Source organism: Rhizobacter sp. P2_H2 (genome assembly GCF_056403375.1).
This window is the reverse complement of sequence record NZ_JBFUFP010000082.1, coordinates 1-11053: the sequence shown is the minus strand read 5'-3', so window position 1 is coordinate 11053 and position 11053 is coordinate 1. Positions and strand designations below refer to the sequence as shown.

Genomic DNA, 11053 nt, shown 5'->3' with positions numbered 1-11053 from the left:
GCCTCGCTGCTGTGGTCGGTGCGCTTCGACAACACCGATCCGGTGCGGCTGCAGTCGAACTTCTCGCTGCTGGACGTGCTGCCGGACGGTCGCCATGTGCTGGTCGAGGACGGCTCGTTGGCGCCCGATGTCTATCGCCTGGATGTCAGATCGGGCGATTCGCGACTGGTGCAGGCGGGTCGCACCGAGGTCGAGGACTGGGTGGTCGACCAGGCGCATCGCGTGCGCATCGGCATCCGGAGGGACGAGGCATCGGTGCGCATCGTCGAGAGATCGGCGGAAGGGTCCGACTGGAGGACCCTGTGGGACTTCAAGCTGCTCAGTGGCAAGGAGATCTGGCCCCTGGGGTTCGGTCGCGATCCACAGCAGCTCTATGTCCGCGCCGAGCATGAGGGGCGGCTGGCGGTCTACCGCGTCGACCTCTCCGATCCCGCGCTGGCGCTTCACCTGCTGCTCAGCGATCCGGACCGCGACATCGCCGGCTCCTTGCTGGTGTCGCCCTCCACGGGTGACGTGTTCGGCGTACGCGATGCGAGCCTGGGCGATTCCGGCCTCTACGTCTGGGATCCTGAATTGAAGGCCTTGCTGGCCCGCGTCGATCGTGCGCTCCCCGAGCGCGCCAATCGCCTGCTGCAGTTCAGTGCGGACGGGCAGAGGTACCTGATGTACTCGAGCGGCAACGGCATCCCCGGCCAATTCTTCATCGGCAACCGGCAGACCCGCGAGCTTGCCCTGCTCGCCGAGACCTATCCGGACCTCGACCCGGACCAGCTGGCCCGCAAGGAGGCGATCAGCATTCGCGCGCGCGACGGCCTCGAGCTGGGCGTCTACCTGACGCGGCCCAAGGATGCGAGCGCCGGCAAGCCCCTGCCGACGGTGTTGCTGCCGCACGGCGGCCCCGACGCCAGCGACGACGCCGACTTTGACCACTGGGCGCAATTCCTGGCCGATCGCGGCTACGCGGTGGTGCAGGTCAATTTCCGCGGATCGTGGGGCCTGGGTCGTACTTTCCGTGCCGCCGGCTTCGGCCAGCGCGGCAAGGCGATGCAGGACGACCTGACCGATGCCCTGCACTGGCTGATCGCCAAGGACATCGTCGATGCCGATCGCATCTGCATTGTCGGAGCGAGCTACGGCGGCTACGCCGCCTTGATGGGTGCAGCTCTGACGCCGGACCTCTACCGCTGCGCGGTCAGCTTTGCCGGCGTCAGCGACCAGGCCGCGATGTCGCGGCGTGCCCACCGGCGCGGCCGTGGTTTCCTGAACGATGCGATGGTGGGCTCGCCTTACATCGGAGGTCCCGATCTCAAGGCCATCTCGCCGCGCTACCTGGCCCGGCAGATCCAGGCCCCGGTGCTGCTGATCCACGGCAGTGCCGACGGCATCGTGCCGGTGCAGCAGAGCGAATGGATGGCAGATGCGCTGCGCAACGCGGGCAAGCCCGTGCGCTTCGTGCGCCAAGCCTTCGGCGACCATGCGCTGAGCCACCAGCCCTACCGGATTCAGTTCTTCCAGGAACTCGAATCCTTCCTGGCGGAGAACCTGCGACCGCGGCCTTGACGGCCGCCATGTGATCAYCCGCAGCCACTTACACCCCGCCACAACCCCGCACCGTTGTTTCGGGTTTCCCTCTATCCCCAACTGCACGATCTGCACTAAATTCACGCCTTGGAATCGGTTCCAAGTGGCCTGAAGAGCAACAACAGCCGTCAAATCCCGCCGCACACAAACCACCGCGCCGGTTCCTCATGCGGCGGGCGCAGCCACTGCGCCCGTGAATTCCGCCAGCCCCGCCGGGCCGGCCTTTGACGGAGATCGACATGTTGACTTCAGCAGGGATGCACCGCGTCCCCCGCCCGCGCGCGAACGGCGCCGGGTCGTGGGTGACGCTTTTCTTGTGGGCCTGCGCTGCGCTGCTCGCGGCCATCGCCTTTCCGGCCCGCGCGGCCGACTACACGCAGGGCGTTGCCGTGTCCGGCAGCACCGCGACGATCTGGTTCAAATCCACCGTCGCCACGACCTGGGTCGACACGCACTACACCGTCAACGGTGGCGGCCAGCTGAACGTGCGCATGACCTGGTCCAGCGCCAACGCGCGCTATGAGCAGGCGGTGACCAACGCGGCGCAAGGCACCGTGCTCGGCTACTCGTTCACCTACAACAACGGCAACCCGGCCTATGACACGCCGGCCTTCAGCTACACGGTGGGCGGCACGACCCCGCCGGTCGACCCGGTGCCCACCGGCATCGCCTGCTTCTACGAGAACGCCAACTACGCCGGCGCCGTGACCTGCGCCGACGCCGACAGCAGCTGGGTCGGTGGCACGTGGAACGACCGCTTCTCGTCGGTGAAGGTGCGCGCCGGCTACAAGGTGCAGCTCTTCAACGACATCAACTACGGCGGCGGTTCGGTCACGCTGACCGGCGACACGCCGAACCTCGGCAGCGTCGGTTTCAACGACCTGGCCTCGTCGTTCAAGATCACGACCAACGGCAGCACGCTGCCGACCTCGGACACGCCGGACTTCGGCCCGAACGTTTCGATCTTCGAGCCGTCGACGCCGATCGACACCATCCGCACCAAGGTCAACAGCGCCTTCGACTCGATGAACAAGAGCTCGACCGCCCAGTTCGGCGGCCAGCGCTTCACCTTCCTGTTCAAGCCGGGCACCTACGACGACCTGTGGATCAACCTGGGCTTCTACACGACGGTGGCCGGCCTCGGCGTGAACCCCGACGACGTGCGCTTCCAGAACGGTGCGCTCAACGTCGACAGCGGCTGGAACCTCGGCGACGAGAAGAACGCGACGCAGAACTTCTGGCGCTCCGCCGAGAACCTGTCGATCGTGCCGAACGGCGGCACCAACCGCTGGGCCGTCTCGCAGGCCGCACCGATGCGCCGCATCCACGTGCTGGGCAACATGACGCTGGGCCCGTCGAACATGGACGGCGGCCAGGGCTACGCGAGCGGCGGCTACATCGCCGACAGCAAGATCGACGGCCAGATCAGCTCCGGCTCGCAGCAGCAGTGGTACACGCGTGACAGCAACCTCGGCAGCTGGACCGGCGGCGTCTGGAACATGGTGTTCTCCGGCGTGCCGGGCGGCCCGGCCGCGACCACCTTCCCGCAGCCGGTGTACACGGTGCTGCCGACCACGCCGTTCTCGCGCGACAAGCCCTACCTGTACATCGACAGCGCCGGCAAGTACCGCGTGTTCGTGCCGTCGCTGCGCACCAATGCGTCCGGCGCCAGCTGGGCCAACGGCGCGACGGCCGGCAGCTCGATCCCGATGAGCCAGTTCTACGTGGCCAAGCCGGCCGACACCGCGGCGACGCTGAACCAGGCGCTGGCGCAAGGGCTGAACCTGTTCTTCACGCCGGGCACCTACCAGCTCAACGACACGATCCGCATCACGCGGGCCAACACCGTGGTGCTGGGCCTGGGCTTCCCGGCCCTGGTGCCGACGGGCGGCGTGGTGCCGATGAGCGTGGCCGATGTCGACGGCGTCAAGATCGCCGGCCTGCTGTTCGATGCCGGCACCGTGAACAGCCAATCGCTGCTGACGGTCGGCCCGACGGGGGCCGCGARCAACCACGCGGCCAACCCGATCAGCATCCACGACATCTTCTTCCGCATCGGCGGCGCGGTGTCGGGCAAGGCGACCAACAGCCTGATCGTGAACAGCCACAACACGATCATCGACCACATCTGGGCCTGGCGCGCCGACCACGGCATCGCCGCGACCGGCTGGGGCATCAACACCGCCGACACCGGCGTGGTCGTGAACGGCAACGACGTGCTGGCCACCGGCCTGTTCGTCGAGCACTACCAGAAGTACGAAGTGATCTGGAACGGCCAGAACGGCAAGACGATCTTCTTCCAGAACGAGTTCCCGTACGACCCACCGAGCCAGACCACCTGGCGCAGCGACGCGGTGGGCTATGCCGCGTACAAGGTGGCCGATTCGGTGACGACGCACGAGCTGTGGGGCGGCGGCGCGTACTGCTTCTTCAACATCAACCCGCAGATCCACGCCGGTCGCGGCTTCGAGGTTCCAGCCACGCCGGGCGTCAAGCTGCACAGCGTGCTGACGGTCTCGCTGGGCGGCGTGGGCGTGATCGACCACGTGGTCAACAACACCGGCGCGGCGGCACAAGGCGTGTCGACGATCCCGGTGAACGTGATCAACTTCCCGTAAGCGCCGCAGGCGCCTGAAGCGCGGCCCGTCGCTGTGAAGCGGCGGGCCGTTTTCTTTGGCGGGCGCTCAGGGCCGGCCCGCGGCCGGCGAGAACGGCCGGCGCGCGCCGCCGGTGCGGCGGTCGGCCTTGTCGGTCACGCGGCCCATCGCACTCATCGTGCGGCCCTGCGCTTCGAGCAGCTGCAGGCTGTGGGCCAGCACATCGATCTGCGCCGCGTCGAGCGCGGCCAGCAGCTCGGTGTTGAGCTGCGCGATGCGCGGGAACAGCTGCTCGTACAGCTGGCGGCCGCTGTCGGCCAGGCTCAGGTGCACGACGCGCTTGTCGGCAGCACTGCGCCGGGAGTTCACGAGCCCCTTCTTCACCAGGCCCTGCAGCGCGCGCGAGGTGCGCACGCGGTCGAGCTGCAGGCGCTCGGCCAGCGCCGACGAAGTGATCTCGTCGATCGGGTACAGGCTCGCCACCATGCCCCATTCGCGCCGCGTGATGCCGAAGCCGCCCTCGACCAGGCGCGTGACCATGCCGCCGCTGGCGCGCACGACGCGGGCCAGCCGGTACATCAGCAGGTCGTCGAGGCCCTGCGGCGCGAGCAGGGATCGGGCGGTGACGGGAGCGGTCATCGGACTGTGTCGTGATTCGCACGCGGCATCGATGCGTGCAGATGATGGATTAGATCAACCATCGGGCCGTCACCTAGATTCGCACCAAGTGACGGAGGGTTGAATGCGTTCCTTGCTCTCATGGCGCCTGGTCGCCGGATTCAGTGTCGCACTGGCCTCCTGGGGCGTCCAGGCGGCCGCGCTGGACGGCACGCTGACGCTGGTCGTCGGCTATGCACCGGGCGGCGGCTCGGACCGTGTCGCCCGCGTCATCGGCGACAAGCTGCACAGCGCACTCGGCGTGACGGTGGTGGTCGAGAACGTGGCCGGCGCCGGTGGGCGCATCGCCGCGCAGCAGGTGCGCCGCGCGGGCGCGAACCAGAACGTGCTGATGCTGGGCAACCCGGCCGTGATGGTGGTGGCGCCGCTCGTCTTCAAGGATGTGGGCTACGACCCGGACAAGGATTTCGTGCCGGTCTCGCGCGTGGCCGACTACCAGTTCGCGGTGGCCGTGGGCCGCGAGGTGCCGGTGCGCGAGTGGCCGCACCTGGTGGCCTGGCTCAAGGCCAATCCCGAGAAGGCCAACTTCGGCGTGCCCGCGGCCGGCAGCCTGCCGCACTTCTTCGGCCTGATGCTGGGCGATGCGGTGAAGGTCGCACCGCAGATCGTCAGCTACCGGGGCTCGGCGCCGCTGGCCAACGACCTGCTGGGCGGCCAGCTGCCGGTGGCGATCGACACGCTGGACGCGCTCTATGCCCAGCATGCGGCCGGCAAGGTGCGCATCCTGGCGATGTCGGGCACGCAGCGCGCGGGCTTCGCGAAAGACATCCCGACGTTCCGCGAGGCCGGCTTCAACGTCGCCGCCACCGGCTGGAATGCCTTCTTCGCACCGGCATCCATGCCGCCGGCCAAGGTCCAGCTGCTCGGCCAAGCGATCCGCACCGCGATGCAGGACGAGTCGGTGCGCAAGGCCTTCGAAACCATGTACCTGACACCGGTGCTCAGCACGCCGGCCGAGACGGCGCAGATGCTGAAGACCTTCCGCGCGCAGTGGGAGCCGGTGGTCAAGCGGGCGGGCTTCGTGCCCTGATCACCACGACAACGGGAGACAACCCTTGAACTTGCCCCTCCTCTGGCGGCCGCTGGCCGCCTGCTGTCTCGTGCTCGCGACTTCGGCCGCTGCGGCGCAGGCGCTGAACGAGCCGGTCACGCTCGTCGTCGGCTATGCGGCCGGCGGCAGCACGGACCGCGCGGCCCGCGTGGTGGCCGAGCACCTCGGCAAGAAGCTCGGGGTGGCGGTGACGGTCGACAACCGCCCCGGCGACGGCGGGCGGCTCGCCGCGCAGCAGCTCAGCCACACGCCGGCCAACCAGAACCTGCTGCTGCTGGCCAACCCCGCGGTGATGGTGGTGGCCCCGATCGTCTTCAACAAGGCGGCGGGCTACGACGCCGACAAGGATTTCGTGCCGGTGTCGCAGGTGACCAGCTACGACTTCGCGATCGCCGTCGGCCCCGCGGTGCCGCTGGACCGGCTGATGTTCCTCGTCAGCTGGCTGTGGGCCCATCCGCAGGACACCAGGTTCGGCGTGCCGGCCACCGGCAGCCTGCCGCACTTCTTCGGCCTGATGGCGGGCGACGCCCTCAGCATCAAGCCGCAGATCGTCGGCTACAAGGGGTCGGCGCCGCTGCTGGCCGACGTGGTCGCCGGCAAGGTGCCGATCGCCATCGACACGCTGGATTCGCTGTACCCGCAGCACGTCGCCGGCAAGGTCCGCATCCTGGCGGTGTCGGGCACGCAGCGTGCGAGCTTCGCGAAAGACATCCCGACCTTCCGCGAGGCCGGCATGAAGGTCGACGCCGCCGGCTGGAACGCCTTCTTCGCGCCCAGCTCGATGCAGCCGGCCAAGGTGCAGCTGCTCGGCCAGGCGATCCACGACGTGATGCAGGAGCCGGCCGTCCAGCAGGCCTTCAATGCGTTGTTCCTGGCCCCGGTGGTCAGCACGCCGGCGGACACCGCGAAGATGGTCAAGGCCTTCCGCGAGCAGTGGGAGCCGGTGGTGCGCCGCTCCGGCTTCGCGCCCTGAGACGAGGTGAGCGAGTCCACGATGCCGCGCAACGTCCTGTTCATCATGGCCGACCAGCTCCGGCGGGATCACCTGGGCTGCTACGGCCACCCCTGGCTGCGCACGCCCCACATCGATGCGCTGGCGCGCCGCGGCGTGCGCTTCGAGCAGGCCCACGTCAATTCCGGTGTCTGCGGGCCCTCGCGGATGAGCTACTACACCGGCCGCTACCCGTCGAGCCACGGCGCCACCTGGAACCGCGTGCCGCTGTCGATCGGCGAGCTGACGCTCGGCGACTACCTGCGCGGCGCGGACCGGCGCGTCGTGCTGGCCGGCAAGTCGCACGTCATCCCGGACCGCGAGGGCCTGGCGCGGCTGCACCTCGACGGCGGCAGCGAGCTCGCGGCCCTGCTCGAACGCGGCGGCTTCGAGGAGATCGACCGCTACGACGGCCACCACACGCCCGGCGCCGAAAGCGGCTACCCGGCCTTCCTGCGTTCCCACGGCTATGCCGGCGCCGACCCGTGGAGCGACCACGTGATCTCGGCCGTCGACGCGAACGGCCAGGTCGTCAGCGGCTGGCACATGCGCAACGTGCACCTGCCGGCGCGCGTGCGCGAGGAGCACTCGGAGACGGCCTACATGACCGACCAGGCCATGCGCTTCATGTCGCGCGTGGGCGACGAGCCGTGGGTGCTGCACCTGAGCTACGTGAAGCCGCACTGGCCCTACATGGCACCGGCCCCGTACCACGCGCTCTACACGCCCGACCAATGCCTGCCGGTGCTGCGCACCCAGGCCGAGCTGCGCGACGCGCATCCGGTGCTGGCCGCCTACCGCGAGAGCGAGGAGAGCCGCAGCTTCTCGATGGACGAGTGCGTGCGCACCGTGCGGCCGGCCTACCAGGGCCTGATCCACCAGCTCGACGACCACCTCGGCCGGCTGTTCGAGCACATGGACCGGCTCGGCGTGCTGGACGACACGCTGATCGTCTTCACCGCCGACCATGGCGACTTCCTCGGCGATCACTGGCTGGGCGAGAAGGAGCTGTTCTTCGACATGGTGCAGCGCGTGCCGCTGATCGTGGTCGATCCGTCGCCGGCGGCCGACGCCACGCGGGGCAGCGTCGACCCGCGCTTCGTCGAGAGCGTGGACATCGTGCCGACCGTGCTGGAGGCGCTCGGCATCGAACGCCCGGCACACCGCCTCGAAGGCGAGAGCCTGCTGCCGCTGCTGCACGGCGGCACGCCGGCCTGGCGCGACAGCGTGTACTCGGAGCTCGACTACAGCTTCAAGCAGGCGCGGCTGCGCCTGGGCAAGAGCCCGCAGAACGCGCGCGCCTGGTCGCTGCGCACGGCGCGCTGGCGCTACGTGTACTGGCTCGACGAACCCGAGCAGCTCTACGACCTGCAGTCGGATCCCGACGAGATGCACGACCTGGGCCGCGACGCGGGGACGCTCACCCGGCGCATCGAGTTGCGCACGCAGCTGTTCGACTGGCTCGCGCGCCGCAAGCGGCGCACCACGGTCAGCGATGCGGTGGTCGAGCGCGGGACCCACGCGCACAAGCGCGCCGGCGTGTACTTCGGACAGTGGTAGGCCCCTGGCGGCCGGCCCCGTGCGGGCGCACACTACGACCAGGTTCGTAGCGGGGAGCAGCTGCCATGACCACCGTCGCCGACATCCTCAAGGCCAAGGTCGACACGACCGTCCACACGATCGACCCCGCCGAGTCGGTCTATGACGCGCTGCGCCTGATGGCGCAGGCGAACGTCGGCGCGCTGGTGGTCGTCGAGGACGATCGCGTGGTCGGCATCGTCAGCGAACGCGATTACGCCCGCAAGGTGGCGCTGAARGGCCGTGCGTCGCGCGAGACGCCGCTGCGCGACATCATGGCCAGCCCGGTGATGTACGTGCACCCGCGCCACACCAGCGAGGAATGCATGGCGCTGATGACCGACAACCGGCTGCGCCACCTGCCCGTGATGGAGAGCGGCAAGCTGATCGGCCTGGTCTCGATCGGCGACCTGGTGAAGAACATCATCTCCGAGCAGAAATTCATCATCGAGCAGCTGGAGCACTACATCGCCGGGGACCATTCCTGACCGGCCAGCGCATGGTCGGCCAGCAGCAGCGCGAACAGGCCGAACAGGTAGGCGATCGAATAGCGGAACACCGGCATCGCCAGCCGCACGTCGCGGCGCAGGCGCCATGCCAGCATGACGAAACGCCCGCCGAGCAGCATCGCACCGGCCAGGTAGGGCAGGCCGCTCATGCCGATCGCGAACGGCAGCGCCGTGATCAGCACCAGGGCCACGGTGTAGTGCAGGATGCGCGCCGACGTGAAGGCGACGCCGTGGGTCACCGGCAGCATCGGCACCTCGGCGCGCGCATAGTCGTCGCGGCGGTGGATCGCCAGCGCCCAGAAGTGCGGCGGCGTCCACACCAGGATGATCAGGAACAGCAGCAGCGCACCCGGGTCGAGCTGGCCGGTCACCGCGACCCAGCCGAGCAGCGGCGGGGCCGCGCCCGCCGCGCCGCCGATGACGATGTTCTGCGGCGTGCTGTGCTTCAGGAACAGGCTGTAGACCACCGCGTAGCCGACCAGCGACGCGAAGGTCAGCGCGGCGCACAGCGGGTTCGTGAAGACCAGCAGGAACACCATGCCGCCCAGCCCCAGCCCTGTCGCGAACACGATCACCTGCCCGGCGCGCACCGTCCCGCGCGGCAGCGGCCGGCCGCGCGTTCGCGCCATGACCGCGTCGATGCGCCGGTCGACCAGGTGGTTGACGGCCGCCGCGGCACCGGCCACCAGGCCGATGCCCAGCGAGCCGAAGACCAGCGCGCGCCACGGCAACGCCCCGCGTGTCGACAGCAGCATGCCGACGAGGACGGTGAACAGCATCAGCGCGACGACGCGCGGCTTGGTCAGCTCCAGGTAGCTGCGCCAGGGCGCGCGGGCGGCCGGGACGGAGGCGATGGTATCGATGGGGCAGCCCTCAGCGGAAGAAGAGCAGGCGCGTCAGGTGCGTGTGGCCGGCCTCGGACGCCATCAGCCCGACCAGCACCAGCAGGCACAGCGGCGGCAGCAGGATCGCGCAGATCAGCGCCAGCCGCTCCCAGGCCAGGTGCATGAAGACCGCGACGATCAGCCCCGCCTTCAGCAGCATGAAGACCACGATCAGGGTCCAGCGCAGCAGCCCCTGGAAATGGAAGTAGTCGACGCCGTACGACAGCGTGCTGAGCACGAACAGCAGCGCCCATATCTTGAGGTACAGGCCGATCGGATGCTGTTGCCCGGTTCCCGTCGTCATGGCACACCTCACCACAGGTAGAACAGCGCGAAGATGAAGACCCACACCAGGTCGACGAAGTGCCAGTACAGGCCGGCGATCTCGACGATCTGGTAGTTGCCGCCGTCGTAGCGGCCGCGCAGCAGGCGCACCGCGATCACGACCAGGTAGATCACGCCGGCCGTGACGTGCAGGCCGTGGAAGCCGGTGATCATGAAGAAGGTCGAGCCGAACTGCGCCGCCCCCATCGGGTTGCCCCAGGGCCGCACGCCTTCGAGGATCAGCTTGGTCCATTCGAAGGCCTGCATGCAGACGAACATCTCGCCGAAGCCGGCGGTGATGAACATCAGCGCCGCGGCATTGACGCGGTCGCGCCGGTACGCGCAGTTCACCGCCATCGCCATCGTGCCGCTGCTGGTGATCAGCACGAAGGTCATGATCGCGATCAGCAGCAGCGGCACGTCGGCGCCGCCGACGTGCAGCGCGAACACCTGGCTCGGGTTGGGCCAGGGCACCGTGGTCGAGGTGCGCACCGTCATGTAGCCGGTCAGGAAGGAGCCGAAGATGAAGGTGTCGCTGAGCAGGAAGAACCACATCATCGCCTTGCCCCAGGCGACGWGGAACGCCTGGCGGTCGGACGACCAGTCGGTGACCAGCCCGCGCCAGCCGAGCGGTGGCGCTGCGCCGGGGTCGTGGATGACGGCACTCATGGTGTCACCCCCTGCCGCAGATGAACCGGACCACGTCCGGCGTCAGCCCGCCGAGGGCGGCGAACAGCACCGCCCACACGGCCAGCAGGAAGTGCCAGTAGCGCGCGCACAGCGCGATGCGCCGCGCCACGCGCGCCGGCTCGGGCGGCGGCGACGCCGCGGCGGGCATCGTCGAGGCCCAGGCGACCTGG

General features: G+C 69.1%; 10 protein-coding genes and 1 pseudogene. 6 read left to right on the top strand and 5 right to left on the bottom strand.

Going from position 1 to position 11053, the window contains the following annotated elements; translation table 11 throughout:
• The first annotated feature begins 18 nt into the window (after positions 1–18).
• The gene (locus AC1D15_RS07800; RefSeq protein WP_477825538.1) at positions 19–1560 is read left to right on the top strand and encodes an alpha/beta hydrolase family protein; all 1542 of its coding nucleotides are present in this window, start codon (positions 19–21) and stop codon (positions 1558–1560) included.
• 323 nt (positions 1561–1883) lie between these two features.
• Positions 1884–4199 (top strand): peptidase inhibitor family I36 protein, encoded by a 2316-nt coding sequence (locus tag AC1D15_RS07795; RefSeq protein WP_477825537.1) that lies wholly within the window; start codon positions 1884–1886, stop codon positions 4197–4199.
• Between the two features lie 66 nt (positions 4200–4265).
• Here the strand turns inward: AC1D15_RS07795 and AC1D15_RS07790 are convergent, their stop codons facing one another.
• Positions 4266–4817 carry a MarR family winged helix-turn-helix transcriptional regulator gene (locus AC1D15_RS07790; RefSeq protein WP_465114898.1) on the bottom strand — a complete coding sequence of 184 codons (552 nt, stop codon included), beginning with the start codon at positions 4815–4817 and terminating at the stop codon, positions 4266–4268.
• Positions 4818–4920: 103 nt separating this feature from the next.
• Between AC1D15_RS07790 and AC1D15_RS07785 the strand changes: the two genes are divergently transcribed.
• The 4 genes from AC1D15_RS07785 to AC1D15_RS07770 all read left to right on the top strand — a co-directional run bounded on the left by AC1D15_RS07785 (position 4921) and on the right by AC1D15_RS07770 (position 8964).
• Positions 4921–5886: a tripartite tricarboxylate transporter substrate-binding protein gene (locus AC1D15_RS07785; RefSeq protein ID WP_477825536.1), complete on the top strand. Its 966-nt coding sequence runs from the start codon at positions 4921–4923 to the stop codon at positions 5884–5886.
• A gap of 25 nt (positions 5887–5911) precedes the next feature.
• Entirely contained in the window at positions 5912–6880 is a 969-nt protein-coding gene (locus AC1D15_RS07780; RefSeq protein ID WP_477825535.1) for a tripartite tricarboxylate transporter substrate-binding protein, read from the top strand.
• Between the two features lie 21 nt (positions 6881–6901).
• Positions 6902–8458, top strand: a complete 1557-nt coding sequence (locus AC1D15_RS07775) for a sulfatase-like hydrolase/transferase (protein ID WP_477825534.1) — start codon at positions 6902–6904, stop codon at positions 8456–8458.
• Between the two features lie 65 nt (positions 8459–8523).
• A complete protein-coding gene (locus AC1D15_RS07770) occupies positions 8524–8964 on the top strand; it encodes a CBS domain-containing protein (RefSeq protein ID WP_047510675.1) in 441 nt (146 codons plus the stop codon).
• Here the strand turns inward: AC1D15_RS07770 and AC1D15_RS07765 are convergent.
• The 4 genes and pseudogenes from AC1D15_RS07765 to AC1D15_RS07750 form a co-directional block, all read right to left on the bottom strand.
• Positions 8940–9848 (bottom strand): heme o synthase, encoded by a 909-nt coding sequence (locus AC1D15_RS07765; protein WP_477825539.1) that lies wholly within the window; start codon positions 9846–9848, stop codon positions 8940–8942. The genes AC1D15_RS07770 and AC1D15_RS07765 overlap by 25 nt on opposite strands.
• 10 nt (positions 9849–9858) lie before the next feature.
• Positions 9859–10173, bottom strand: coding sequence for a cytochrome C oxidase subunit IV family protein (locus tag AC1D15_RS07760; RefSeq protein WP_047510671.1), 315 nt, complete (start codon positions 10171–10173; stop codon positions 9859–9861).
• Positions 10174–10181: 8 nt separating this feature from the next.
• Complete coding sequence (locus tag AC1D15_RS07755; RefSeq protein ID WP_477825533.1) at positions 10182–10862, bottom strand: heme-copper oxidase subunit III family protein; 681 nt, start codon at positions 10860–10862, stop codon at positions 10182–10184.
• A 4-nt stretch (positions 10863–10866) separates the two neighbouring features.
• Positions 10867–11053 (bottom strand): annotated as a pseudogene (locus AC1D15_RS07750) (bb3-type cytochrome oxidase subunit III); the annotation flags it as partial.

Coding starts and splice junctions, on each gene's coding strand:
- AC1D15_RS07790 (WP_465114898.1), bottom strand. CDS start 4,817: ATGACCGCTCCCGTCACCGCCCGATCCCTGCTCGCGCCGCAGGGCCTC.
- AC1D15_RS07785 (WP_477825536.1), top strand. CDS start 4,921: ATGCGTTCCTTGCTCTCATGGCGCCTGGTCGCCGGATTCAGTGTCGCA.
- AC1D15_RS07775 (WP_477825534.1), top strand. CDS start 6,902: ATGCCGCGCAACGTCCTGTTCATCATGGCCGACCAGCTCCGGCGGGAT.
- AC1D15_RS07760 (WP_047510671.1), bottom strand. CDS start 10,173: ATGACGACGGGAACCGGGCAACAGCATCCGATCGGCCTGTACCTCAAG.